A 26,004-nucleotide genomic window follows, 5' to 3' on the forward strand; every position below is an offset into this window, starting at 1 on the left:
CGCCACAGCCTCCCAGCGCATCGTCCTCCTTTGAGCTATGTAAAGGTTTTCATTGCTCATGTAAAGGTTTACAACGACCTGATGGGACGGGTGTGACACTTATGGGGTCTGGTGCTGTGCGCGGCATCTGGTAAAGGCATGCTAGGCGGGCACGACGGCGTGTGCGGGGCGAAACGTGAAACATCAAAAACTGGCCACTATCGAGGATGTCGCGGCGATCGCCGGCGTCTCCATCGCTACGGTCAGCCGGGCGCTCAACGCACCCACCAAGGTCGCCGACGAAACGCGCCGCCGCGTGACGACGGCTGTTGCGCAGACCGGATATACGACGAACGCCATGGCGCGCTCGCTGCGCATGCGCCGCAGCAACATGATCCTGATCCTGGCGCCCGATGTGGGCGATCCAAACTTTTCCAATATTCTCGTGGGACTCGAAACCGAGGCCAGCAAGCGCGGATACGGTATCCTTATCGGCAATACGCAGAACGATCCGGCGCGTGAGACCGACTACCTTCGGTTCATCAGTTCGAACCAGGCCGACGGGCTGATCCTGTTCACCGGCCATCTTCCTTACGGTTTCGGCAGCGAAGGCGGCGAAACTCGCTTGCCGCCGACGGTGGCTGTGAACGAGCCCCTGCCCAATGCCGACGTGCCTTTTGTTGGTGTCGATAATATCGAGGGCGCGCGTGTCGCCACCGAGCACTTGATCGCCCAGGGGCATCGGCGCATTGCCTTTATCGGCCACTCGACCGCCAAGGCGGTCAACGTCTTGCGAGAGCGGGGCTATCGCGCAGCGCTGGCTGGCGCCAACATCACGGTCGATCCCCGCCTGATCCTCGACGGTGACGGGACCACCGAGAGCGGGCGGGCAGCGACCGAGCATATGTTTGTTCGCGACGTGTTGCCCACCGCCTTTCTATGCGTCAACGATGCCACAGCATTGGGCGTCGTCATCTCGCTCAACGCGCGCAAATACGACCTCCCTCGACAGTTTTCGGTGATGGGGTTCGACGATATCTCGTTTGCGAGTTTCGTCACCCCTTCGCTGACGACGATGAAGCAGCCCCGGGTCAAGATCGGCGAAAAGGCCATGGACCTTTTGTTGATGCTGCTCGGCGGGGAACAGCCTCCGGAAACCGAAATCCTGCTGCGCAGCGAGTTGATCGTCCGGAATTCCGTCAGTCGTCCCGATCGCAACTGACCTGCCGACGAGGTCGGTCGCCCAAGCGCGGCTTTAGCCCTGCGGATGACGGGCTACGCCCCGTCTTTCGGCCCGCGAGGGCGGGCGGGCGCAACCACTGCCATGGATATGTTAGCGCCGCGACGCAGCCCAGGAACGGGCGCTGTAGGGCCGCGTTGGTGGGAATGATGGACCTCGTCCATACCGCATTTCCAACGAGAAGAGAGCCGCACCATGGCAAAAGAGAAAACGCTCGAAACGCTGTTTCACGACACGCTCCGGGACATTTACTACGCCGAGCGCAAGATTTTAAAGGCGCTGCCAAAAATGAAGCGCGCAGCAGAGTCCGAAGACCTCAAGGCTGCGTTCGAAAAGCATCACGGGGAAACCGAAGTTCACATCGAGCGGCTTCAGCAGGTGTTCGAGATTCTCGGCAAACGCGCTCAGGGCAAGACTTGTGAGGCCATCGAGGGCATCATCGCCGAGGGCGAAGAGATTATCGATGAGTTCAAGGGAAGCCCTGCGCTCGACGCGGGCCCGATTTCATCGGCACAGGCCGTCGAACATTATGAAATCACCCGTTATGGCACGCTCAAGCGCTGGGCAACCGAGCTTGGCCTGAAAGACGCCGCCAAGCTATTCGACGCGACACTGCAGGAAGAATCCAAGACTGACGTCGACCTGACGGCGTTGGCTGACGCCTCGGCGAATGCGCGCGCGAAAGCCGCCTAGCCTTCAGGATCCGGACGCTACCGTCCGGATCCTCTGCTTCCCCAATTCCACGAGGTGATCCTTCCCAATGCCCACCAAAGATAAATCAAAAAAACAAGACACCGTTACAATCCACGATCAGAAACTGGTCCGGGGCAATGGTGGAGAACTACACCAGATTGCCGATGAGACGACCGATGTTCTGACGACCGCCCATGGCGTGCCGATCTCAGACGACCAGAACACGCTCAAATCCGGCGCGCGTGGCCCAACCCTGATTGAAGACTTTCACTTCCGCGAAAAAATCTTTCATTTCGATCATGAACGTATCCCGGAGCGGGTCGTCCATGCGCGCGGCTATGGCGCACATGGGTATTTCGAAACCTATGACGCGCTCGCCAAATATACACGTGCCGATATCTTCCAGCGTCCTGGCGAAAAGACCCCGGCCTTCGTGCGGTTTTCGACGGTTGCAGGGTCAAAGGGTTCGTTCGATCTCGCACGCGACGTCCGCGGCTTTGCGGTCAAGCTCTACACCCAGGAAGGCAATTGGGACCTTGTGGGCAACAATATCCCGGTGTTCTTCATCCAGGACGCCATCAAGTTTCCCGACGTCATCCACTCGGTCAAGCCCGAGCCCGATCGCGGTTTCCCGCAAGCTCAGTCGGCCCATGACAATTTCTGGGACTTCATTTCGCTCACCCCTGAATCCATGCATATGGTCATGTGGGTGATGTCGGACCGCGCCATCCCCCGGTCCTTCCGCTTCATGGAAGGCTTCGGCGTCCATACGTTCCGTCTCCTCGACGCAGACGACAATTCTACATTCGTGAAATTCATCTGGAAGCCCAAGCTGGGCTTGCAATCGGTCGTGTGGAACGAAGCGGTCAAGATCAACGGCGCCGATCCCGACTTCCATCGCCGCGATCTCTGGGATGCCATCCAGGCCGGCGATTTCCCGGAGTGGGAATTGTGCGTCCAGTTGTTCGATCAGGAATTTGCCGACAGTTTTGACTTCGACATTCTCGATCCAACCAAGCTCATCCCTGAAGATATCATCGAGCCCATCCCGGTCGGTAGGCTCGTGCTCGACAGGATGCCGGACAACTTCTTTGCCGAGACCGAGCAGGTCGCGTTCATGACCCAAAACGTGCCGCCCGGTATCGACTTTTCCAACGACCCTCTGCTTCAGGGCCGAAATTTTTCCTACCTCGACACGCAGATCAAACGCCTGGGCTCGACCAATTTCACCCATTTGCCGATCAACGCTCCCAAATGTCCGTTCCACACCCTGCAGCAGGACGGACATATGGCGATGCGCAATCCCGTGGGGCGCGTAAACTATCAGCCCAATTCGTGGGAAGATGGCCCGCGGCAGGACCCCAAGAAGGGCTTCCGCTCGTATGCCGACGAGGTGGAAGGGCCAAAGGTCCGGCTTCGCGCCGAGAGTTTTGCCGATCACTACAGCCAGGCACGGCAGTTCTTCGTCAGCCAGACCGTTCACGAGCAAGACCACATTGCCAGGGCGCTGACATTCGAGCTTTCCAAGGTCGAAACGCCGGTCATTCGCGAGCGCATGATCTCGCACCTCCTCAATATCGATGAGGGGCTTGCCGAAACTGTCGCCGACAAGCTCGGGATCACGCAACTGCCCAAGCCGGCGGATGCGGCCATCACGCCGCGTGACGATCTGCCGGCGTCCGATGCTCTATCGATCATCAAGAATGGTCCCAAGAGCTTCAAGGGCCGCAAGGTCGGCGTGCTCCTGAGCGATGGTTGTGACGCAGCTCTGGTGAAAAAACTCGAGGCCGCGATCAAGAAGGAAGGTGCCATGATGGAGATCATTGCGCCCAAGATCGGGGGTGTTACGGCCGATGACGGTTCACTGATCCCTGCCAAGCAGATGATCGATGGCGGGCCTTCGGTGCTCTATGACGCCGTCGCGATCATCATCAGCCCGGAAGGGGCCGAGCAGCTTGCAAAGGAGGCCACGGCCCGGGATTTCGTTGCGGACGCTTTTGCCCATTGCAAGTTTATCGGCCATGTCGATGCTGCCCAGCCCTTGCTGGATAAGGCAGGGATCGAACCCGATGAAGGCATCATGCAAATGGCGTCGGCAGCCGACATGACCGCATTCATTGAAGCCTGTCGCGACTTGCGCCTCTGGGCCCGCGAGCCCAAGGTAAAACTTTAACATGAGCCTGGGTAGCCTGACAGGCTGGCGCCTCGTGTGATTCAACCGTCCATACGGCTTGGAGATCGCGACGGTGCTCAGTCGGGGCTACCCAGTCATGCAGCAGAGTGCCGATTCCGAGCCTTTGACGCTAAATTCTCTGCTAAGCAGGTCCGATAACAAAAGTCCGCGCCAAAGTGCTATAGGTAGGGCCACAAGTTGAGCGTGCGACAAATCGGAGGACAGGATGGGAAGTCACACCAAAGCTGCGCTCGAAATGAACGCCCTGGCGGCCGAGATGAACACATTCGGTGACAGCCATGTCGATCTGATTGGTCGCCTGATCGGCTTGACCGACGACGTCGCAAACGGACCCAACCCGGACGCGGTCGCAACCAAAGCAGAGTTGGTAGTCGATTTCGAGGCGGAAGGTTTGAACGATTGGGCAGGTCGCCTACGCGACATCACTTGGTAAAGGTCGCCCGTCCTATCCCTTCACCGCACCGGCGGTTAGCGAGCGGCTGATCTGGCGGTACATGACGAGCCCCAGAACGGCTGGCGGTAGTGCCGCGACGATCATCACCGCCGAGGCCGTTCCCCATTGAATGCCGCCACCGCCCGATGAGAAGAAGAACGATGCGCCAACCGTCATGGGCACGGCTTGGCGCGTCGTCAGCATCAGGCCGAACAGGAACTCGTTCCAGGCGGTGATGAACCCGAAGATAAATGTCGTGACGATTGCGGAACGACAGACCGGCGCAATGATCGTTGTGATGATCTTAGTGCGTCCGGCCCCGTCCATCAGCGCCGCTTCATCGAGTTCGACGGGAATTTCGGAGATGGCGTTGACCAGGATGACCAGCGCCAGCGGCAGGTTGACGACGACGAGGATCAGGCCCAGCCCCAATTGCGTATCGAGCAGCCCCACCCATTGGAACATCATGTAGATGGGAATGGCGAAGATGATCAGCGGCAGCGCGCGCAGATTGACGATCAGCGGCATCAGCATCCGCCGTCCATATCCCGCGCGGGCTACGGCATAGGCCGCTGGAAAGGCCAGAACGATAGCCAATGTCGTCCCGATCAATGCAGCGACTGTCGAATTCCAAAGATAGGCGAAGATATTGAGCCTGTCGGTCACCTGGAGGACGGCGATATAATTCTCCAGCGTCGGTGCCTGAATCCATAGCCCGGGATTGGTGGCGATTTCCCGACTGCTCTTGAACGAGGTCACGAGCGTTGCGATGACCGGAAAATTGAGTGCGAATGCCGCAATCGCGAACACTACCCAACGCAGTGCGGTAACGATCATCGCGCTCTCCTCGCAAGACCCTGGTTGATGGCAAACAGCACGGCGAACGAGGCGATGAACAGCAGCACCGAAGCGGCGACCGCCGGGCCGATCTCGCCTTGGCGAAAGAACGCCTCATAGACATAGATCGACAGTGACCGCGTCGAGCCGCCCGGACCGCTGCCGGTGAGCACATAGACGTTATCGAACACCCTGAACCCATCGATGAAGCGGATGAACAGCGCGATGGCGATGGTGGGCGCCATCAGCGGAATTTCGATGCGCCAGAGCATGTCCCAAGCAGAGGACCCATCCATCTGCGCGGCCTCGCGCACATCGAATGGGATGGCGCGATAGGCCATATAGAACAAGAGGAATGCGAATGGTGTCCACTGCAGCGTTTCGACCACGACGAGCGTCCAGAACGCGTTGGTTGCATTGAGGAAGGCGGGCGCGGAGCCGAACCAGGCCCAAAGGTAATGGGGCACGGGGCCGACAAATTCATGCAGAACCAGCCGATACATCAGCCCGACAAGTGCCGGCGCCACCATGAGCGGCAGCATGATGATGGCCAAAAGCCATGAGCGCTTTTCAAAGAGCGGCGCGAGGAAAATGGCGAGGACGAAGCCGATGAGACATTCGGCAAGGGCGGTGATGGTCCCGAAGCGGAGCGAAAACCAGATGGCGCGCCAGAAATTGCCGTCCGTCAGCACCGTCACATAATTGGAAAATCCACTCAGCTCTGGCGATCGCAGCGTCTGGAAGCTAACGCTCGAGAGCGAATAGACGATGTTGACGAGCGCGGGAAAGCCCAAAAACAGCAGCAGGAAGATGACCATCGGCGCGCTGAGCACGCCCCATTCGAGATGCCGTCTGGTGTCCATCCGTCTATCCATCACGCGAGAATGAAAGGCCGGAGGGCAGGAATTTTCCGCCCTCCAGCATCAAGACTATTCGGCGAGCATGTCTTCCATGCCGCTGGCAACGGCCGCAAGCGCCTCGTCGAGCGTTTCCTGACCTGTCCAGTAGCCGGTGAAGTGCTGGGCCTGCAGTTCGTAGACGCTGAGCGCGTTGGCGCCGGTCGCCCCGTTCATGACGTAACCGTACTGGCTGGCAAATTCGCCCAGTTGCACGAGATCGGGACGCTCATCGGCAATCGCCGCGACCACCTCTGGCGTCAGCGCCGGAGCGCCGCTGTTTGCGGCATAGGCGAGCGCTGCTTCTTCGGTCGACAGCCACTGCAGGAAAGCCAGCGCGCCCTCTTTATTGGGGGCATTCTGATTCAGCCCAAAGCCGAGACCATGAATGTGGGTGAAACGCCCCTCATCCCCGGCCGGCGGCGCGACGATCCCTACCGTGTCGGCCACAGCGGGCGCGGTTTCAGGATTGGTCAATTCGCCGGCGGCGCCATTCCACTGCAGCATTGTCGCGACCTGTCCGGAAACGAAAGCGGCATTGGCTTCGGGGAATTCGTACGACGTCGAATCCGCAGGCGTCGCGCCGGCGTCATAGAGCATCTTGTAGAGTTCGAGGCCACGCCGATAGGCATCGGAATCGACGGTGATGTTGCCTTCGTCATCCATCCAATTGCCGCCATAGGAGCGCGCAGTGGACTGCCAGACCATCATGTTGAACAAAAGGTTCTGCATCTGCAGCACGGTGCCATAGCGGGTCGGGCTGTCGGGATTGACCGCCTGGGTGAAATAGAGCGCCGTGGCCGCGTAGTCGTCCCAGGTCCATTCGTCGGGCGCCTTGGGTTCGAGGCGTTCGCCAAGATATTCTTCGGAGATATCGCCATAAACGGCAGCCGCATCTGCGTCGGCCAACAGGGCCTCGATCAGATCCTCGCGGAAATACATGAAATGGAGGGAAAGATCGGTGGGAACGCCATATTGCTGGCCCTCGAACTGCATAGTGGACAGCACCGATTCGCCATAAACGCTTTCGGCTTCGTCCGAGAGCGTGACCGGCTCCATGAACGGCGCGTAGCGGCCGATGGAATAGGTGGCGATCAGATTGAGATCGAAGGCCTGGGTGCCGGCGGCCAGATCGGCCTGCAATTTGTCCCAGAACCCGTCACGGGCAAAAAACAACACCTCGACCCGATCCTCTTCAGCAAGACCGTCCTGGGCGTTGTAGATGTCTGCCACAGCGCGAAGAGCGGTTTCTTCCGGCCCGCCTGGCCAGCCGAGCACGGTGACAGCGGCTTGTGCGGCGCTGAGGGGAGCAGCTGCAGCCATGAGGCCGAGCGTTAGACTTTTCAATAGTGTCCTATGCATTGTGGTGTTCCCTTTGGTTGATCATTTTACCCTCAATTGACGAAGCGATCTGGGCGATGCCCACGATCCCCGCCTGTCCTCCCAATTGCGCCGCAACAAGCGTTGGCTGCAGGCGCTCGGGCAGATCGTCAAACCATGCGGCGATGCGCGCCATGAACCCCGGTGCGAGGCCGATGGAGCCGCCGATGATGATTTTTTCCGGCGCGAAGCCGAGCTGAATGTTGGCGCAGAGGGTCGCGATGCGGCGCGCCGACAAGGCGATGACCTCCTCCGCCCAAGCATCCCCATTCCTTGCCGCTTCAAAGACGCCTTTGGCGTCTGTGGCGTTGCCCTCGGCACGCGCCATCTCGGCCATCCAGCGCCCGGTGGTGAGGCTTTCGATAGGCGTGGGATCGGCAATATCGGCGCGGAACAGACCAAAATGGCCGGCAAGTCCGGTCTGCAGTTTTCCGTCGATCACGACGCCGCCGCCGATGCCGGTCGAGAGCGTGAGAAAGACGCAGTTTCGTGTACCCTGCCCCGCACCGAGGCGAAACTCACCCCATGCTGCCGCCTGCGCGTCGTTCAGCGCGACCGCGGGGGAACCGGCCAATTCGGCCAGCATGTCAATCAACGGGTAGTTGGATGGAATGGGAAGCGTTTTGGGATTGAGCGCGGACCAGCGTCCCTCTTCGACAACACCCGTCACCGCCGCGCCGACCCGGCCGTAGCGGCCGCGCCAATTGGGTACTCGTTGCAGAAGCTCTGCGATCCAGAGGCGCGGATCCTCTGAGGTTGGAGTCGCGATCTCGACAACTTCGCTGACCGCGCGGCCCGAAACCAGAGCACCGAGAACCTTGGTGCCGCCGATATCGATGGCCAGAACCGTTTCGTAGGTGGCGGGCGCTGCCATCACCTCACCCCTTCGCCATGCCAAGGGACGGCATGGATGCGGCGTCGATCGCCTCCTTGTACCATCCCACGATATGTTCGGTGCGGGTGATGGCCGAACCGACGACAACTGCATTAGCGCCCGCAGCGAGGGCTTGGGCGGCCTGTTGGGGACTGCGGATGCGCCCTTCGGCGATGACGAAACCGCCAAGCTCTGCCATGGCCGCGATGAGCGCGAAATCGGGCTCGGTGGGTTCCGGACCCGTCCCGACATAGCCCGACAGCGTCGAGCCGATACAATCGGCCCCAGGCGCCAGCGCGGCTTTGGCATCTTCGATATCGGCGCAATCGGCCATGGCCAGCGCGCCAGCCGCATGAATGGCATCGAGAACGGACGCGACACTGTCGGGACGGGGGCGCAGCGTGGCGTCGAATGCCACGATATCAGCGCCGGCTACACTCAAATCGCGCGCCATCTCGGCGGTCGGTGTGATGCGAACGTCGTAATCGTCAAGGTCGTGTTTGATGATGCCAATGATCGGCGCGTCGGTCGCCGCGCGGACGGCCGTGACGTAGGCGAGGGACTCGATGCGCAAGCCAACAGCTCCGGACGCAAGCGCTGCAAGCGCGAAGCCGACCACACAGGCCGCGTTGTCCATTGGCCCACCCGGGACAGGCTGGCAGGAGACAATTAGTCCGGCGTCAAGGCGTTCAAGCAAGGCGTGCAAAACATCCATCCCCTCATTGGCAAGGGAACGATAGCACCGCCAATTGCAATGACAACTGGTTTCTTACTGGTATTATCGATGCAGCTCGAGCACGAAGTCGTAAACGTCGCCCCGGTAGCGGGTCTGGGTGAATTCGACGACACGGTCGCCGTGAAAACAGCGGCGCTCGACGATGAGGAGGCTCGCATTATCGGCTAGCGCCAGATGCGTTTTATCGAGCGCGTCGGCTGGCCCCGCCTGCATGCGCTGCACAGCACGCCGGGGCAGGACACCGACGGCATCGAGGGCAGCATAGAGCGAATCTCCCACAAGCGCCGGATCCCCGAGAATGCTCACGGGCACCGCTGCGGTTTCGATCGCGATGGGAACGCCGTCCGCCGTCCGGACGCGCCGCAGGCGCAGGATTGAGGCGTTCGGGCCCAACCCGAGCGCCATGGCTTCGCTGGGCGTTGGGAAGGCAATCTCTTTGGAAATCCAGAGACATCCGGGCGAAAAGCCACGCGATTCCATATCTTCGGAAAAGCTCGAGAGGCGCGCGAGGGATTTTTCCACGCGCGCGGTCACCTCCGTCCGGCTGCCCTGCCGGCGCCGGATGACGCCCTCGACTATCAAGACGTCGAGCGCCTTGCGCACCGTGACCCGCGACACCCCCAGACGACCTTCAAGCTCACGCTCACTAGGCAGCAGGGCGCCACGCTTGAGCATGCCGGCCGCAATCAGTTTCTCGATCGCTGCCACCATCTTTCGGTATAATGGCTGCGCGCTGCCATCAGCCAGTTCAGCCGCCACAGCCTTGATGATCGTTTCGTCGGTCATCCTCACTCCTTTTGCCCATAAAAAGTATCAACATCGCGCGCTGGATACAAACTGGTATTATCGTTTCGCCTATTTTCAGTTCAGATTGAACCGCCAGCGATGGGGTATCCGATGCTAAATACCCCTGTATTGACGCAGCCATCTGCATCGCTTATACGTATTATCAGCTAATACGTATAACCAGCTTTTGGAGGAGCAGGTTGGTGCGAAGGATGACCCAAAAGGAGATCGCGAAGCGCGCCGGCGTCAGCCAGGCGACGGTTTCGCTCGTCCTGAATGGAAATCCCGAAGATCGCCGCCGCATTCCCGACCAGACGCGTGAGCGCATCCAGAAAGTGATTTCCGAAACCGGCTATGTTGCCGACCCGGTGGCCCGCCGCATGGTCAAGGGCCGCAACAACATCTTGGGCGTTTTCACCTACGAGCCGGCCTTTCCCAGTGCCCAGGCCGACTTCTTCGCTCCGTTTCTTTTCGGCATCGAAGAGGCGGCGCAGGAAGCGGGCTACGACCTGCTGCTCATGACGTCGGCCGGAAAGAGCGCTGATGGACGCAAGCAGATTTTCAGCGAAAGCAATCGCCTGCGGCTCTCCGACGGCTGTATCGTCCTGGGTCGCGAATTCGATCCTGTCGAACTTGCCCAGCTTCTCGAAGGCGATTTTCCGTTCATCGCGATCGGCCGCCGCGACGACGCCGGCGGCCCGGTGCCTTATGTGGGCGCGGACTACGCAGCGGCGACCGCCTTACTTGTGCAGCGCGCGCTCGATATGGGGCACGAGAACTTCGCCTATGTCGGCCCCGACAATGGCGCTGAATCGACACGTGATCGTTGGACGGGATTTGAAGCGGGTACGAAGGACGGGGCCAAGCTGGTCCTGCATGTTCACGAAAAGGGCGCCGACACCGACACGCTGCTGAAATCGGTCCGTGCAACGCGCGCGACTGTCGTTTTCTTCACCGAACTTGCCCACGCCATTCCCTTTCGACGCGCCGCGCTGGCCGCTGGCCTCGACGTCCCGGGTGATCTCTCGATCGTAGTTCTTGGCAGCCATATCCGTGCGGGCGACACGATGACCCAGTTCACCACCTACGCCGTTCCACGCGAGGAAATGGCGCGCAAGGCAACTCTTGCCCTCATCGCTCGGCTCGAAGGCGGAGCGCAAATCGAGCAGGTCCTGCTCTCGTGCGAACAGATCGCGGGCGACACCCTCGGCCCCATCAAACCCAAGAGACTATCGTGAAAGACTATTCTGCTGACATTGCCGTCATCGGCGGCGGACTGGGCGGCGTTGCCGCAGCATTGGGCGCCCTGCGCTCGGGACGCTCAGTGATCCTCACCGAAGAGTTCGACTGGATCGGCGGCCAGATGACAAGCCAGGCCGTGCCATCCGACGAGCACTCCTGGATCGAGCAGATGGGCGGGACGCGCACGTTTCGCGAGTTACGTACCGCCATCCGGCAGTTTTATCGCGATCACTATCCGCTCAATGAGGGGGCCCGGAACTGGTCCGATCTCAATCCCGGATCGGGCTGGGTCAGCCGCATGTGCGTCGAGCCACGCGTGCCGCTGGCTGTGATGGAAGCATGGCTTACGCCTTATATCGGCATGGGCAGGCTCAAGATTTTCAAGCCCTACCGCCCGATCGCAGCGGAGACTGAGGGCGACAGCGTGCGCGCGGTCACCCTGCGCCACGTCCAGACCGGCGAAAACATCGTCGTTTCGGGCAAGTACATCATCGACGCCACCGAACTTGGCGATCTCCTGCCCCTCACCGGCACCGATTACGTCAAGGGTTTTGAAAGCCAGTCCGAGACCGGCGAGCCCAGCGCGCCCGCCGAAGCCCAGCCCGAAAACCAGCAGGCCGTCTCGATCTGTTTTGCGGTCGATCACGTCGATGGCAATCACGTCATCGACAAGCCGAAAAACTATGACGAATGGCGCGCCGTGCAACCCGACTTCTGGGGCGGGCCGCTGATCGGATTCAAAGCGCCTCATCCCCGCACTCTCGACATCGTCGAGCGCAGTTTCACGCCCAATCCCGACGACGATCCGCTCGCCGTCGATGCTGATCAGCGCCGCAATGCGGGCGATGCGAACCTGTGGACCTTCCGCCGCATTGCCGCGCGCCGCAATTTTGTGCCCGGTGCATACGCCTCCGATATCTGCCTCGTGAACTGGCCGATGATCGATTATTTCGAAGCCCCGATCATCGATTGCACCGAGGACGAACACGCCCATCGTCTCGGCCGGGCGGCAGAGCTGTCCTACGCGGTGTTCTATTGGCTCCAGACCGAAGCCCCCCGCGTCGATGGCGGCCAGGGTTTTCCTGGCCTGCGGCTGCGCGGCGATGTGACGGGCACAGAGCACGGCCTCGCCATGGCGCCCTATATCCGCGAAAGCCGCCGCATCAGGGCGGTGACGACGATCACCGAACAGGACCTGTCCTATGCTGTGCGCGGTGAGGCGGGAGCGGTCCATTATCGCGACAGTATCGGTACAGGCATGTACCGGATCGACCTGCACCCCTCGACGGGCGGCGACAATTATATCGACGTGCCCTCATGCCCGTTCGAAATCCCGCTCGGGGCGCTTCTGCCGCGCAATCGCACCAATCTTCTGCCCGCCAGCAAGAACATCGGCACCACCCACATCACCAATGGCTGCTACCGCCTCCATCCGGTTGAGTGGAACATCGGCGAAGTGGCCGGGCGGCTGGCCGCCTGGTGCCTCGACAACGACACGACCCCGCATGCCGTGCAGGCCGACGATCGCCAGCTCGAAGACTTCCAAACCCATCTCTATCAGACCGGCATCGAAATCCGCTGGCCCGAGATCCGGGCCTATTGATGCCGAACCATCATCTCGAGGAGGATATGATGACCACAAGAACGCTTTTGAAATCAGCTACCGCTCTTGCAGGCCTTGTCCTGCCGCTGGCGGCTTTTGGTCCGGCACTGGCTCAGGACCAGACCAATCTGCGCATGACGATCTGGAGCGCCAACGAAGCCCATCTCGCTATGCTCAACGAAATCGCCGACGGCTTTGCCGCGCAAAACCCCGGCGTTACCGTCACCTTCGACTCCCTGCCCTTCGACAGCTACACGACGACGCTGACCACCCAGATCGCCGGCGGCAACGCACCCGATCTGGCGTGGATTTTGGAAACCACCGCAGCCGATTTCGTCAATTCAGGCGCGCTCGCGCCGTTGACCGAAGCGTTCTCGGCTACCGAGGGCTATGAACTCGAGGACGTCACCGAACAGGCCACCGCCCTCTGGCGCGCCGATGGGGAGCTTTACGCCTACCCATTCTCGACGTCGCCTTTTGCGATCTTCGTAAACAACGACCTCGTGTCGGAAGCCGGCGCGCAAACTCCGGCCGAGCTGATCGAAGCCGGTGAATGGACCTGGGACAACGCCATCGACATCGCCGCCACGGTTGCAGACAGCGGCGCCAACGGGTTGATCGTGCGCGATTTCAACTATCAGATCTGGCAAAACCTTGCCTCCATCTGGCGTGGCTGGGGCGCAGATCCCTGGAGCGCCGACGGCGCCACCTGCACCTTTGCAGACGCTGAAATGGTCGATGCGATGAGCTTCATCCATTCGGCGATCTTTGAAACCGGCGCCATCCCCGGCCCGGGCGAGAACGTTGACTTCTTCACCGGCGACGCTGCAATGACGATTACGCAGATTTCGCGCGCATCGCTTCTGCCGACTGGCGATGATGCCTTCGAATGGGACCTGGTCCCGCTGCCCTCAGGGCCGGCTGGCGAATATTCGGTGATCGGCCAAGCCGGTATCGGCGCTTTCGGCATGGGCAACAATGTCGATCTTGCTGTCGAATTTCTCGCCTATCTCTCCAACCCGGAAAACAGCGCCAAGCTCGCGCAATATTTCCCGCCTGCTCGCCAGAGCTTGCTCAACACGGACACGCTCGGCGCCACAAACCCGCTGCTGACGCCCGAACAGCTCGAAACGGTTGTGATCAACGGCATCACCAATGGGGTCGTCCTGCCGGGTCATGCAGGCTTCGCTGAACTCCAGCAAGTGGTGCGCGCCGAACTCGACGCGCTCTGGCAGGCTGATGCGGACGTCCAAGCCGTCCTCGCTTCGGTCTGCAACCGCATCACCCCGATGCTCTGAGCGGATACGCTAGATGACTGTCGCGGCTCCTCCATCAACCCGAAAAGCGCGAAAACGTCCGTTCTGGACGATGGAGCGCCGCGACAGCCTTGCGGGCTATCTGTTCATCGCGCCGCAGATGATCGGCATTACCATCTTCGTTCTGATCCCGCTGGCACTGGTCTTCTGGTACTCGCTGCACGAATGGAACGTGCTGGCGCAAACCTTCCGTTTCCAGGGACTGGCCAATTACCAGACGCTTTTGAGCGATCCGGGTTTGCCTCAGGTTCTCGGCGCCACCACAATCTTCTCGATCGGCCTTGTCATCTTCAACATGAGCCTGGCCTTGCTTCTGGCTGTGCTGCTCGACCAGAAACTCAAGGGCATCACGCTTTACCGCACGCTGTTTTTCTCGCCGGTCGTCGTCTCGCTCGTCGCCTGGACGATCGTTTGGGGCTTTCTCCTGCAAAACAATGGCGGCATCAACGCGCTCCTCGCCAGTGTCGGGATCGAAGGTCCCAACTGGCTCCGCCACCCCACCACGGCGATGATCTCGGTCATCGTCGTTCAGGTGTTCAAGAATGTCGGGCTCAACATGGTGCTGTTTCTGGCCGCGCTGCAGGGCGTGCCGCGCGAGCTTTACGAAGCAGCGCGCGTGGACGGGACGCCGGCCTTCCGCCAGTTCACGCGCATCACCCTGCCGATGATCAGCCCCACTGTGCTGCTGACCTCGATCATCACAATCGTGGGCTCGCTTCAGGTCTTCGCCCAGATCGCTGTCCTGACGCAGGGCGGGCCGGGCATGTCGACGACCGTGCTGGTTTATTATCTCTACCAGCAGGCTTTCCAGTTCCACAAATTCGGCTATGGCGCGACGCTGTCGATCGTTCTGTTCCTGATCGTGGCTATCCTCACCTTCGTCCAGTGGCAGATGCGCCGCAAGCTGGTGTTCTATGAAGACTGACCTCTCCCCACGCATCAAGGTCATCGTCTACGGGCTGATGACCGTACTGCTCATCCCCTTCGTCTTTCCGACCTGGTGGATGGTCACGTCATCGGTCAAGCCGATCTCGGACATCTTTGCGTTCCCGCCCGACATCTTCCCGCGCCGCTTCGATTTTTCGACCTATGGGCGCGTCTTTGAGCTGCAGCCCTTCGCGCAGCAATACTGGAACTCGGCCTATATCGCGGCGCTGGTCACCGCCGGCACCATGATGTTTTCGTCGATGGCCGGCTATGCCTTCGCCCGCATCAGGTTTCCCTTCGCCAATACGCTGTTCATGATCGTTTTGATCGGGCTTCTGATTCCCGCCGAAGTGACTATCGTGCCGCTGTTCCAGATGTTTCTCGGCTGGGGCATGATCAACACCCATTGGCCCTTGGTCCTCATCCCGATCTTTGGCGCGCCATCGGTGTTCGCTACCTTTGTCATGCGTCAGTTCTTCATCGCGCTCCCCAAGGAACTTGAGGAGGCCGCGCGGGTCGATGGGCTGGGCCGATTCAAGATCTTCTGGACCATTGCCCTGCCGCTGGCGCGGCCAGCGCTGGGAGCGGTCGCGATCTTTACGTTCCTCCACTCGTGGAACCTCTATCTCGAGCCCATCGTGTTCCTGTCCTCGCCGGAAAACTTCACGCTACCCCAGGCGCTGACACAGTTCACCGATGCCTATGGCGGGGCGCTGTGGAACGTTCAGCTCGCCGCCGCCACCATGACGGCGCTTCCCGTCCTTATCGTTTTCATCATTGCTCAGCGCCAGTTCGTCGAAGGGCTGGCCCATTCCGGGCTCAAGGGTTGAACCATGGCTTCCGTAACGCTGTCCGACGTCAAGAAATCCTACGGCAAGGCCGCAGTCATTCACGGCATCGATGTCGATATCGCTGATGGTGAGTTCGTCGTACTCGTCGGCCCGTCGGGCTGCGGGAAATCGACGCTTTTGCACATGCTGGCCGGGCTCGAGACTATAACCGATGGCACGATCGCCATTGGCGACGACGTGGTCAACGACCTCGAGCCCAAAGACCGCGACATCGCCATGGTGTTCCAGAATTACGCGCTCTACCCCCATATGACGGTCGCGGCCAATATGGGCTTTTCGCTCGAACATCGTCGCGTTGCCAAGGACACCATCGCAGAGCGTGTCAAATGGGCGGCAGGCATTCTTGGCCTCGAGCCCTATCTCGATCGATTCCCGCGTCAACTCTCCGGCGGGCAACGTCAGCGTGTCGCCATGGGCCGCGCCATCGTGCGCGATCCGAAGGTATTCCTCTTCGATGAACCGCTCTCCAACCTCGATGCCAAGCTACGTGTCGTGATGCGCGGGGAGATCAAGGCATTGCACCAGCGGCTGAAAACCACCACCGTCTATGTCACCCACGATCAGGTCGAAGCCATGACCATGGCCGACAAGATCGTCGTTTTGAGCGGCGGTCGCATCGAACAGGTCGGTGCTCCGCTCGAGCTCTACGACCGCCCCGCCAATCAGTTCGTTGCCGGCTTCATCGGCTCGCCATCGATGAACTTCATCCCTGGCCAAGTGGGTGCGTCGGGCTTTGAAGCGGATGGCGTCACATTGCCCTGCCCCGCAGGCACACCGATCGGCACCAAGGCAATCTACGGGGTGCGTCCCGAACATTTCACGCTCTCGCCCGATGGGATAAAGGCGGAAATCCTTATCGTCGAACCTATGGGTTCCGAGACGCAAGTCACCATGAAGCTCGGACAAACCTCGGTGATCGGACTTTTCCGCGAAAGGGTTGCCGGCATGCCCGGCGAAACGATCGGGATCACCATCGATCCCGCTAAGACCCACTTGTTTGACGCGGTGAATGGCCAGCGACTTGGCTAAACGTTCTTGACGGGTGTCAATGCTTGATCCCGAGGTCAATCGGCCTATGTGGGGTGGATCAGCAAAAGGAGCCCGTCATGAAACGCGCTGTGTATTTCGAATTCGGTGCGCCTCAAAAGGTGTTGCAGAGCGAAGACGCCGATAAGCCCCAGCCCGGTCCGGGCCAGGTGCTCGTCAAGATGGTGCTTTCGCCCGTGCACAATCATGATCTGATGACCATTTCCGGCCAGTATGGGTTCAAGCCCACCCTGCCTGCCGTGCCGGGCACCGAGGCTGTCGGTGTGGTGGAAAGCCTTGGAGAGGGCGTCACCAACCTCAAGATCGGCCAGCGCGTTGCCGGAGGCGCAGAGGCCAGTTGGGCTGAATATTACCTGGCTTCGGCCGAGCGGTTGATCCCCGTGCCCGACAGCATTGGCGACGAGACCGCCTGTCAGTTGGTCTCGATGCCGCTCAGCGCCAAAATGTTGCTGGAAACGCTCGATGTTGCGCGCGGCGAGTGGATCGCTCTCAACGCCGCCAATGGCGCTGTCGGCAAGCTCGTTGCACAGTATGGGGCCGAGCGAGGAATTCATGTTCTTGGCCTCGTGCGCCGCGAGGCAGCTGTCGCCGAAATGAAGGCTTTGGGTTTTTCCAATGTCGTTTCGACCGAGGGTGATGACTGGCGTGACAAGGTGGTGGCCATAACTGGCGGGGCGCCCATCGTGCGCGGCATCGAATCCCTGGGCGGAGACGGGGCGACGGAGCTTGCTTCAATCCTCGCCGATGGCGCGCAATTGATCAGTTTCGGCGCCATGTCCGGACGACCACTGAAGCTACCGGCCGGCGAGCTCCTTTTCCGCGGCACTACGGTTAAAGGCTTTTGGGGCGCCAAACCGCCCGTTGCGCCGGAACGTATCGGTCAATTGATCGGCGAACTGGTCGCTGATGCAGCCAGTGGCAAGCTCACGCTGCCGGTCGAGGCGACCTATGCTATCGATCAGGTTGCAGAGGCCGCCAAGGCAAGCGGCGAGGTTGGGCGCAAAGGCAAGATCGCCATCCGCGGACGCTAAATAAAGGAAAGAACGTTGTCTCAGACAGCACCCTTTGTGATGCCTCCGCATATCGAGCCTCATCGCAAGCCATTGTCTTTGCTGCAATCGCTGCGTGCGGCACGCCGCAACGTGCTCGAGATCATCCCGGCTATCGCCTACACCCAACCCATCGTATCGGGCAGCATGGGCAGCGCGCGCTGGCATATGGTGCAGGATCCGCCGGCTCTGCGGCGGATCTATCTGGACAACGCCGACAATTACCCCAAGTCCGAAGTCATGCTGCGCATGCTCCGTCCCGCGATCGGCAACAGCCTGTTCACCGCGGCAGGTGCCGACTGGCGTTGGCAGCGGCGCGCGGTGGCTCCTGTCTTTGCCCACCGCAATGTCACGGCGCTTGCGCCCGTCATGACCGCGACGGCCGAGCGCGCATCCCAGCGCCTGAACGCTGCGGGACCAGAGGTCGAAATGGTGGGCGAAATGCTCAGCACTACCTTCGACGTCATCTGCGACGTGGCGTTGTCGGGGCGCGAGCATTTCGATGCGACGGTCTATGGCGACGCCATCCTTCGCTACTTTGAAACGGCCGGAAAGGCATCACTTCTTGATTTCCTGCGAGTACCGAGCTGGTTTCCTCGCCCGGGTGAGCTGCTGGGCCTGGGTGCGGTCAAGACCATGCATGGAATGGTCGCCAAAGCGATTGAAGCGCGGCGAAACCAGGCGACCGGTCAGGCCGACGACCTGCTCGATTTCATGCTCAAGGCGACCGACCCCGACACAGGGCGGACGATGTCACCCAAGGATCTACTGCACAACATGCAGTTCTTCATCGTCGCCGGTCATGAAACGACAGCGCTCGCTCTGAGTTGGGCGCTGCAATTGCTTGCGCTTTCGCCAGACCTTCAAACCAGGGCATCGGCGGAGGCGCGCCAAGCCTTGGGAGCCGAGCCGGCCACGCTCGATCACCTCGACGCCATGCCGCTCATTCGTCGCATCCTCGACGAGTCGATGCGGCTTTATCCGCCCGTGGGCATGTTGGCCCGGGAGGTTATAGCCGACGATCGGCTTGCGGGACGCGATATAGCTGCCGGGGATGTGATCTTTCTGCCGCTCTACGCCCTGCATCGCCATGAGATGCTCTGGGCTGAGCCCAATATTTTCAACCCCGACCGTTTCCTGCCTGACGAAGCGGCGGCTCGCGACCGCTACGCATATCTGCCGTTCGGCGCAGGGCCTCGCGTTTGTGTCGGGGCAAATTTTGCGATGATGCAGGCCCAGATCATCCTCGCCACGCTGCTCGCGCGCTTCGATTTCACGCCTGGCCCCGGCCCGCTTCCCAAGCCAACAATGCTCATGACTGTCCGCCCGGACACCGGGATCACTTTGAAAATATCGCCGCGGCGCTAAAGCAGCAGATCAGCGACGCTCGGTTCCAAGTCGCCATCAGGCCGATACTTTTAGATATCAAACATAACTATTGACCACGACTGCTGCGCACCACGCGCAGCCTTAGGGTTGCCGTTACGGGGCACCATCCTGCACCGCAAAATCTTGCTCCACACGATCACGGATGACAGCCCGAAGTTGATCCTTCTTTACATTAAGTAATACTTAATGCAGGATTACTTCCTGCGACTGGAGAGGGAGGCTCTGTCCGGCGCATCATGGAGGAACATCATGAAACTCTTGAATCTGCTGGCGCTCAGCGTCAGCGCGCTTACTGTCATGGGCTCTGGCGCCATGGCACAGAGCGGCCTTGAAGGCATGACGATCGGTTTTTCCCAAATTGGCTCGGAGTCCGGATGGCGCGCCGCGGAAACCTCAGTTACGCGGCAGCAGGCAGAGGAATGGGGCGTCAATCTGCAGTTTTCCGATGCTCAGCAGCGCCAGGAGAACCAGATCCGCGCAATTCGCAGCTTCATCGCCCAGGATGTAGACGCGATCCTCTTGGCACCCGTCGTGGCAACGGGTTGGGAAGAGGTGCTCTCCGAAGCCAAGGACGCCGAGATCCCTGTCGTGTTGCTCGACCGCGGCATCGAGGGCCCTGAAGATCTGTATCTGACGTCCGTGGCGTCCGATCAGGTGCTCGAAGGTCGCGTCGCAGGCGAATGGCTGGTCGACGCCGTGGCCGGCGAGGACTGCCGGGTCGTTGAACTCCAGGGCACCGTCGGCTCATCTCCGGCCATCAACCGCAAGCAGGGCTTTGAAGAGGCCATCGCAGGCGCTGACAATATCGAGATCGTCCGCAGCCAGACCGGTGATTTCACGCGCGCGCAAGGCAAGCAGGTCATGGAAGGCTTCCTGCGCGCGGAAAACGGCGGTGCCGACATTTGTGCGCTCTATGCCCACAATGACGATATGGCCGTCGGCGCCATACAGGCGATCAGCGAAGCCGGCCTTACGCCCGGCGAGGACATCCTTGTGGTCTCTATCGATGCGGTCCCCGATATCTTCACCGCAATCGCTGCCGGAGAAGCCAATGCCACGGTGGAACTGACCCCGAACATGGCTGGGCCCGCTTTCGAGGCCCTTGCCGCCTACCTCAATGACGGCGTGGAGCCCGAGAAGTTCATCATCACGGAATCCCGTCTTTATACGGCCGAGGATGATCCCGAAGGCGAAGCAGAACGCCGTCGCGGGCTGGGCTATTGATCCAGCGCCGCGTCGATCGTTGTGCGACGCGATTGAGACCGAACGCGCGTTTTCGCGGATAGGCTCAGTCTGACCGTTTCGAGGCGGGGCGTTAGCGCCCCGCCCCTACACCTCTGGTCACAAAGGGTGCGATCATGCCCGAGCCCGTATTGAGCGCCGCGCACATCGACAAATCATTTCTCGACAACAAGGTCCTTGACGATGTGGGCATCGATCTCATGCCCGGCGAAATTCATGCGTTGCTCGGCGAAAACGGCGCGGGCAAATCCACGCTGATCAAGATTTTGACGGGTGCTTATACCCATGATGCGGGCACGATTTTGCTCGATGGCAAACCCGTCCACCCGCGAGATACCAAGCACGCCCAGGAAATGGGCGTCGGCACTGTCTATCAGGAGGTGAATCTGCTTCCGAACATGACCGTCGCTGAAAATCTCTATATCGGGCGACAGCCACTCAAATTCGGTCTTGTCGACAACAGGAAGATGGAGCGCGACGCGCGCGCGCTTCTCAGTCGATACCAGTTGAACGTCGATGTCGGGTCGCAACTCGACACGTATTCGGTCGCGGTGCAGCAGATCGTCGCGATCGCGCGCGCTGTCGACATTTCGGGCAAGGTGCTGATCCTCGATGAGCCCACGGCCAGTCTCGATCAGCATGAAGTCGAGGTCCTGTTCGGCATCCTTCAACGTTTGAAAGCCGATGGGCTGGCCATCGTGTTCATCACGCATTTTCTCGATCAGGTCTATGAAATCGCCGACAGGGCGACCGTCTTGCGCAACGGTCGGCGCGTGGGTTCGCGCGCCATGGCGGACCTGCCCAGAATGGACCTCGTCACGATGATGCTTGGCCATGCGATCGCGGACACTCATGCCCTCAGGATCGGTGGCGGACGACAGCCGGGCGGACTTTTTGCATCCTTCAAAGACTATGCACTTGCAGGCAAGGCGGCTCCCTTCGACCTCGATCTCCATGAGGGAGAGATCGTCGGCGTCGCGGGTCTTTTGGGGTCCGGACGAACCGAAATGGCGAGGCTTCTCTTCGGCATCGACAGACCGGACAGCGGCGAACTGACCGTCAAAGGAAAGCCCTGCAAGTTGCGCGAGCCCCGCGATGCCATCGCATTGGGGTTTGGCTTTGCGCCAGAAGATCGGAAGGTGGACGGCATACTTGGAGACCTGACGGTGCGCGAAAATATCGCCATCGCGCTCCAGGCGCGACAGGGCTGGACGCGGCCGCTTAGCCAGAAAGCGCAGGTCGACCTCGCCGATCGTTTCGTTAGAGCCCTCGACATTCGCACCACCGGCATCGAGCAACCGGTGAAATTTCTGTCCGGCGGCAACCAGCAAAAGGTTGTGCTGGCGCGCTGGCTTGCGACCAATCCCAAATTGCTGATCCTTGACGAGCCGACGCGGGGCATCGATGTGGGCGCGCACGCGGAGATCATTCGCATGATCAACAGTCTGTGCGACCAGGGCATGAGCTTGCTGGTCATTTCCTCGGAACTCGATGAGATCGTCGCATATTCGTCGCGCGTGCTGGTGCTGCGCGACAGGGCGATTTCGGGCGAATTGCGGGGCGCCCACATCTCGGTCGGCGCGATTGTGAAAATGATCGCAATGCAGCCTGAGGTGCAAGACGCATGAGCCGCCCTTTGCGTTCATTCATCAAACCGCAGTTCATCGCGCTGGCCTTGATCCTGCTTTTGAACTGGATCTTGTTTCCCGGCTTTTTCAACCTCTTCTTTCGCGATGGCCGTCTCTATGGATCGCTGATCGATGTGCTGAACCGCGGCGCCCCTGTGGCCATCCTCGCGATCGGGATGACGGCGGTGATTGCGACGCGTGGGATTGATCTTTCAGTCGGAGCCGTCATGGCAATCGCTGGAGCCGTAGCAGCCACCATGGTGGGCGACGGTCATCCGCTGTTTCTTGTCATCATGGCTGCGCTCGCCGCCGGGCTCGTCTGCGGGCTTTGGAACGGTTCGCTCGTGGCGCTTTTGGGTCTGCAACCGATTATCGCTACGCTTATTCTGATGGTCGCTGGACGGGGCATCGCCCAGACCATCACCGAAGGCTTTATTGTAACGTTCAACGACCCCGGCCTGATCTTCATGGGGTCTGGCTCGATATTGGGCCTGCCGACGCCCATTATCATCATGGTGACCCTCGCTGCGCTTGCGACTGCGGCCTTCCGCTTGACCGCATTGGGTCTTTTCGTCGAGGCCATCGGCGTCAACCGATCGGCATCTACCTATGCCGGCCTGCGCTCCCGCGCATTGCTGATCGGCGTCTATACGTTTGCCGGATTCTGCGCCGCCATTTCCGGGATCATTGCAGCCGCCGACATTCGAGGCGCCGATGCGAACAATGTGGGCCTTTGGCTCGAACTCGACGCCATTCTCGCCGTGGTGATCGGCGGTACGTCTTTGATGGGCGGGCGCTTTTCCATCCCCATGTCGGTGGTGGGCGCGCTGATTATCCAGGCCATGAATACCGGAATATTGGTCTCGGGCTTCCCACCTGAATTCAATCTTCTGGTCAAGGCAGCCCTGATTATCGTCATCCTGGTGGTCCAGTCGCCGCTGGCAGGTCGGATCTGGTATTTCATCGCACCATCCCGCAAGCGGCCGCCACCCTCAAGCCCTGCCGAAACGCCTGCAACCAGCACTGAAGGTACGCTCAAATGAACGTTCGGTATTGGCCCCTGATTGCGACAATCACGATCTTCGTCGTCGCCTATGCGCTGGCCGTCATGCAGTTCCCGGCCCTGTTTTCTACCCGCGTTCTCGGCAACCTTCTGACAGATAACGCCTTTCTCGGCGTAGCCGCTGTCGGCATGACCTTCGTCATCCTGTCCGGAGGTATCGATCTCTCGGTGGGGTCGGTCATTGCCTTTTCAGGCGTGCTTGTAGCGGTATTGATCAGCCAGTTCGGCCTTCACCCCCTTGCTGCCTTCGCCATCACGCTGTTTGTCTGCACGTGTTTCGGCAGCACGATGGGGGCGATGATCCACTATCTTGAGGTGCCTGCCTTCATCGTTACCCTGGCCGGGATGTTTCTGGCGCGCGGGGTAACATTCCTTCTGACCCAGGATTCGATCCCCATAAACCACGCCTTCTACGATTGGGTTCGGCAGTTCTATTACGTCATGCCCGGTGGAGGTCGCATCACGTTCAATGGTGGGTTGATGCTGATCGTCTTCCTTGTCGGCATTGTCCTGGCTCATCGGACGCGATTTGGCTCTTACGTCTACGCATTGGGCGGCAATGCCCAGTCCGCCGCGCTTCTTGGCGTGCCCGTGGCGCGTACTACGATCGGCGTTTATGCGGTTTCGAGCTTTCTTGCCGGGCTGTCCGGCATTGTGTACTCGCTCTATACCTCTTCAGGCTATCCGCTCGCTGCGGTCGGGGTCGAACTCGAGACCATCGCTGCAGTGGTCATTGGCGGCACTCTTCTTTCAGGCGGTGTCGGGTTCATGTTCGGAACGCTCATAGGGATAACGATACAGGGCATGATCCAGACCTACATCGTCTTCGATGGCACCTTGTCGAGCTGGTGGACCAAGATCGTGATCGGCGGGCTGCTTTTCGGATTTATCGTCATGCAGCGGGTCATCGTTGCGGCATCAAAACGTGATTGGCGAAAAAAGCCATATGCACAATCGGCCCCATCGCTATAAAGCGCGATGACCATAGGGGGCGAACCATCGAAAAAACCATGCAAAAGGCGACAGCGTTGGGTTCGCGATCTTCGACAGAAGGTGCTTCCACGATGCTGGGGAGAACGCGAAGGCCGGCTAACCTCAATGCGCAGGTGATACGCGAACTCGGCATGGACATCGTTTCAGGCAGGTTTGCCGAACACCAGATCCTGCCCGGTGACACCGAGCTGACCGATCGCTTTCAGGTATCGCGGACGGTCATACGCGATGCCATCAAGGCCCTGGCGGCCAAGGGCATCGTTCAGTCACGCGCCCGGGTTGGCACTCGCGTTCTGGCGCGGCGCGGTTGGAACATGTTCGATTCCGACGTGCTGTCATGGCATCTGCAGTCCGGACATGACGCCGCGCTTGTCGATCAACTTGCCGAAATTCGCATGGGTTTCGAGCCCGAGGCAGCGGCCTTGGCGGCTCTTCGCAGAACTGCGGACGATTGCGACGCCATCATGCATGCACTTGAAAACATGTCGCTTTCCGGCATCGACGCCAAGCATTTCGCATTGCACGACCTCGAATTCCATAAGGCGATAGCCCACGCCTCGGCCAACCCGTTCATGGCGTCAATCACCTCTGTGGTTGAAGCTGCACTCTCGGTTTCGTTTACGATCAGCTCCCCGGTTTTGCTGGGCGAACCGGCCCTCGCCCAAACATTGGCGTTGCATGCAAGCGTCGCCAACGCGATCGTTGAGCGTCGCCCCGAGGATGCGGCCGCAGCGATGCGCGAGGTCATCCAGGTGGGCATCGATAGGGCGCGGGTCAATCACCGAGAAAGTCCTGGCGTGCCGGGGTGAAACTGTCGACGAGTCGGCCTTTTTCCAGGGCTTTGACACCGTGGACGAGGCCCGACGGGACGATGAAAGTGCCACCTTTTTCAAGGGTCTGGCTTACGCCATCGATCGTGACCTCAAAGCGGCCTTCGGCGATGAAGCTGGCTTGGACGTGGGGATGGGAATGAAGGGCGCCGATAGCGCCTTTTTCGAACCCGAATTCGACCAGCATCAACTCGGGCGTATGGAGCAGAACGCGCCGCTGGTTGCCGTCGGGCGTCGGCGTCCAAGGGTTTTCGCCATAGGTGGAAAATAGTTTGATATCAGTCACTTAAAGCGTCCTATCTTGCCAACCATCCGCCATCGACGGGGATTGTGGCCCCGTGCATGTATTGGGATGCGGGGGCTAAAAGGAAGACCGCGGCGTCGCCGATGTCGGAGGGTTCGCCCCAGCGGCCGGCGGGGATTCTTCCGAGGATTTGGGCGTTGCGATCGGGGTCGGTTCTGAGGGCTTGCGTGTTGTTTGTTTCTATGTAGCCGGGGGCTATGGCATTGACATTTATGCCTTTTTCGGCCCATTCGCAGGCCAGAAGCTTGGTGAGGCCCATGATGGCGGATTTGGACGCCGTGTAGGAGGCGACGCGGATGCCGCCCTGGAAGCTCAGCATCGAGGCGATGTTGACGATTTTCCCTGTTGCATCAGGGGTTTGTACCACTTTTCGCGCGAAGGTCTGACACAGGAAAAACGCTGCTTTGAGGTTGACGTCCATGACGTCGTCCCAGTCTTTTTCGGTGAAATCGAGCGCATCGGCGCGGCGGAT

General features: G+C 60.2%; 25 protein-coding genes. 17 read left to right on the forward strand and 8 right to left on the reverse strand.

Annotation, left to right across the window (positions count from 1 at the left end; genetic code table 11):
- Positions 1 to 175: 175 nt before the first annotated feature.
- The 4 genes from BLR31_RS17430 (at position 176) to BLR31_RS17445 (ending at position 4,539) form a co-directional block, all read left to right on the forward strand.
- Complete coding sequence (locus BLR31_RS17430) at positions 176 to 1,201, forward strand: LacI family DNA-binding transcriptional regulator (RefSeq protein WP_090598299.1); 1,026 nt, start codon at positions 176 to 178, stop codon at positions 1,199 to 1,201.
- Positions 1,202 to 1,414: 213 nt separating this feature from the next.
- Positions 1,415 to 1,912, forward strand: a complete 498-nt coding sequence (locus BLR31_RS17435) for a YciE/YciF ferroxidase family protein (RefSeq protein WP_090598302.1) — start codon at positions 1,415 to 1,417, stop codon at positions 1,910 to 1,912.
- 67 nt (positions 1,913 to 1,979) lie between these two features.
- Entirely contained in the window at positions 1,980 to 4,085 is a 2,106-nt protein-coding gene (gene katE / locus BLR31_RS17440; RefSeq protein WP_090598304.1) for a catalase, read from the forward strand.
- 226 nt (positions 4,086 to 4,311) lie between these two features.
- Complete coding sequence (locus BLR31_RS17445; RefSeq protein WP_090598307.1) at positions 4,312 to 4,539, forward strand: hypothetical protein; 228 nt, start codon at positions 4,312 to 4,314, stop codon at positions 4,537 to 4,539.
- Between the two features lie 12 nt (positions 4,540 to 4,551).
- Here BLR31_RS17445 and BLR31_RS17450 read toward each other — a convergent pair whose 3' ends face one another.
- The 6 genes from BLR31_RS17450 to BLR31_RS17475 all read right to left on the reverse strand — a co-directional run bounded on the left by BLR31_RS17450 (position 4,552) and on the right by BLR31_RS17475 (position 10,048).
- On the reverse strand, positions 4,552 to 5,376 hold the full coding sequence (locus BLR31_RS17450; protein ID WP_090598310.1) for a carbohydrate ABC transporter permease: 825 nt from the start codon (positions 5,374 to 5,376) through the stop codon (positions 4,552 to 4,554).
- Complete coding sequence (locus BLR31_RS17455) at positions 5,373 to 6,239, reverse strand: carbohydrate ABC transporter permease (protein ID WP_090598312.1); 867 nt, start codon at positions 6,237 to 6,239, stop codon at positions 5,373 to 5,375. Before BLR31_RS17455 ends, BLR31_RS17450 begins: the two co-directional genes overlap by 4 nt.
- Before the next feature lie 66 nt (positions 6,240 to 6,305).
- On the reverse strand, positions 6,306 to 7,634 hold the full coding sequence (locus tag BLR31_RS17460; RefSeq protein WP_090598315.1) for an extracellular solute-binding protein: 1,329 nt from the start codon (positions 7,632 to 7,634) through the stop codon (positions 6,306 to 6,308).
- Positions 7,627 to 8,526 (reverse strand): ROK family protein, encoded by a 900-nt coding sequence (locus tag BLR31_RS17465; RefSeq protein WP_090598318.1) that lies wholly within the window; start codon positions 8,524 to 8,526, stop codon positions 7,627 to 7,629. The genes BLR31_RS17460 and BLR31_RS17465 overlap by 8 nt, the downstream gene beginning before the upstream one ends.
- A gap of 4 nt (positions 8,527 to 8,530) precedes the next feature.
- A complete protein-coding gene (locus tag BLR31_RS17470; RefSeq protein ID WP_244505121.1) occupies positions 8,531 to 9,241 on the reverse strand; it encodes an N-acetylmannosamine-6-phosphate 2-epimerase in 711 nt (236 codons plus the stop codon).
- A 63-nt stretch (positions 9,242 to 9,304) separates the two neighbouring features.
- Entirely contained in the window at positions 9,305 to 10,048 is a 744-nt protein-coding gene (locus tag BLR31_RS17475) for a GntR family transcriptional regulator (protein WP_090598321.1), read from the reverse strand.
- Between the two features lie 212 nt (positions 10,049 to 10,260).
- Between BLR31_RS17475 and BLR31_RS17480 the strand changes: the two genes are divergently transcribed.
- From BLR31_RS17480 to BLR31_RS17540, 13 genes are all read left to right on the forward strand, one after another.
- Positions 10,261 to 11,286, forward strand: coding sequence for a LacI family DNA-binding transcriptional regulator (locus tag BLR31_RS17480; RefSeq protein ID WP_090598324.1), 1,026 nt, complete (start codon positions 10,261 to 10,263; stop codon positions 11,284 to 11,286).
- A complete protein-coding gene (locus BLR31_RS17485) occupies positions 11,283 to 12,893 on the forward strand; it encodes an FAD-dependent oxidoreductase (protein ID WP_090598326.1) in 1,611 nt (536 codons plus the stop codon). The genes BLR31_RS17480 and BLR31_RS17485 overlap by 4 nt, the downstream gene beginning before the upstream one ends.
- A 29-nt stretch (positions 12,894 to 12,922) precedes the next feature.
- Positions 12,923 to 14,191 (forward strand): ABC transporter substrate-binding protein, encoded by a 1,269-nt coding sequence (locus tag BLR31_RS17490; protein ID WP_090598376.1) that lies wholly within the window; start codon positions 12,923 to 12,925, stop codon positions 14,189 to 14,191.
- 13 nt (positions 14,192 to 14,204) lie between these two features.
- Positions 14,205 to 15,134, forward strand: a complete 930-nt coding sequence (locus BLR31_RS17495; RefSeq protein ID WP_090598328.1) for a carbohydrate ABC transporter permease — start codon at positions 14,205 to 14,207, stop codon at positions 15,132 to 15,134.
- Positions 15,124 to 15,966 carry a carbohydrate ABC transporter permease gene (locus BLR31_RS17500; RefSeq protein ID WP_090598330.1) on the forward strand — a complete coding sequence of 281 codons (843 nt, stop codon included), beginning with the start codon at positions 15,124 to 15,126 and terminating at the stop codon, positions 15,964 to 15,966. The genes BLR31_RS17495 and BLR31_RS17500 overlap by 11 nt, the downstream gene beginning before the upstream one ends.
- Positions 15,967 to 15,969: 3 nt before the next feature.
- Positions 15,970 to 17,016, forward strand: a complete 1,047-nt coding sequence (locus BLR31_RS17505; protein ID WP_090598333.1) for an ABC transporter ATP-binding protein — start codon at positions 15,970 to 15,972, stop codon at positions 17,014 to 17,016.
- A 77-nt stretch (positions 17,017 to 17,093) separates the two neighbouring features.
- Positions 17,094 to 18,065 carry a zinc-binding dehydrogenase gene (locus BLR31_RS17510; RefSeq protein WP_090598335.1) on the forward strand — a complete coding sequence of 324 codons (972 nt, stop codon included), beginning with the start codon at positions 17,094 to 17,096 and terminating at the stop codon, positions 18,063 to 18,065.
- Between the two features lie 15 nt (positions 18,066 to 18,080).
- Positions 18,081 to 19,451, forward strand: coding sequence for a cytochrome P450 (locus BLR31_RS17515; RefSeq protein ID WP_210183950.1), 1,371 nt, complete (start codon positions 18,081 to 18,083; stop codon positions 19,449 to 19,451).
- A 270-nt stretch (positions 19,452 to 19,721) separates the two neighbouring features.
- A complete protein-coding gene (gene ytfQ, locus BLR31_RS17520; RefSeq protein WP_090598340.1) occupies positions 19,722 to 20,696 on the forward strand; it encodes a galactofuranose ABC transporter, galactofuranose-binding protein YtfQ in 975 nt (324 codons plus the stop codon).
- A gap of 134 nt (positions 20,697 to 20,830) precedes the next feature.
- The gene (locus tag BLR31_RS17525) at positions 20,831 to 22,342 is read left to right on the forward strand and encodes a sugar ABC transporter ATP-binding protein (protein WP_090598342.1); all 1,512 of its coding nucleotides are present in this window, start codon (positions 20,831 to 20,833) and stop codon (positions 22,340 to 22,342) included.
- Positions 22,339 to 23,385 (forward strand): ABC transporter permease, encoded by a 1,047-nt coding sequence (locus tag BLR31_RS17530; protein ID WP_090598344.1) that lies wholly within the window; start codon positions 22,339 to 22,341, stop codon positions 23,383 to 23,385. The genes BLR31_RS17525 and BLR31_RS17530 overlap by 4 nt, the downstream gene beginning before the upstream one ends.
- Positions 23,382 to 24,377 carry a galactofuranose ABC transporter, permease protein YjfF gene (gene yjfF, locus BLR31_RS17535; protein ID WP_090598347.1) on the forward strand — a complete coding sequence of 332 codons (996 nt, stop codon included), beginning with the start codon at positions 23,382 to 23,384 and terminating at the stop codon, positions 24,375 to 24,377. Before BLR31_RS17530 ends, yjfF begins: the two co-directional genes overlap by 4 nt.
- A 92-nt stretch (positions 24,378 to 24,469) precedes the next feature.
- Positions 24,470 to 25,207, forward strand: a complete 738-nt coding sequence (locus BLR31_RS17540) for a FadR/GntR family transcriptional regulator (protein WP_176762738.1) — start codon at positions 24,470 to 24,472, stop codon at positions 25,205 to 25,207.
- Here BLR31_RS17540 and BLR31_RS17545 read toward each other — a convergent pair.
- Complete coding sequence (locus BLR31_RS17545; protein ID WP_244505122.1) at positions 25,173 to 25,514, reverse strand: cupin domain-containing protein; 342 nt, start codon at positions 25,512 to 25,514, stop codon at positions 25,173 to 25,175. The two genes, BLR31_RS17540 and BLR31_RS17545, sit on opposite strands and share 35 nt — an antisense overlap.
- A gap of 10 nt (positions 25,515 to 25,524) precedes the next feature.
- Positions 25,525 to 26,004: SDR family oxidoreductase (locus BLR31_RS17550; RefSeq protein WP_143009426.1), on the reverse strand; the 480-nt coding region annotated here is incomplete at its 5' end.

The organism is Pelagibacterium luteolum (genome assembly GCF_900100665.1).
Taxonomy (GTDB): Bacteria; Pseudomonadota; Alphaproteobacteria; order Rhizobiales; family Devosiaceae; genus Pelagibacterium; species Pelagibacterium luteolum.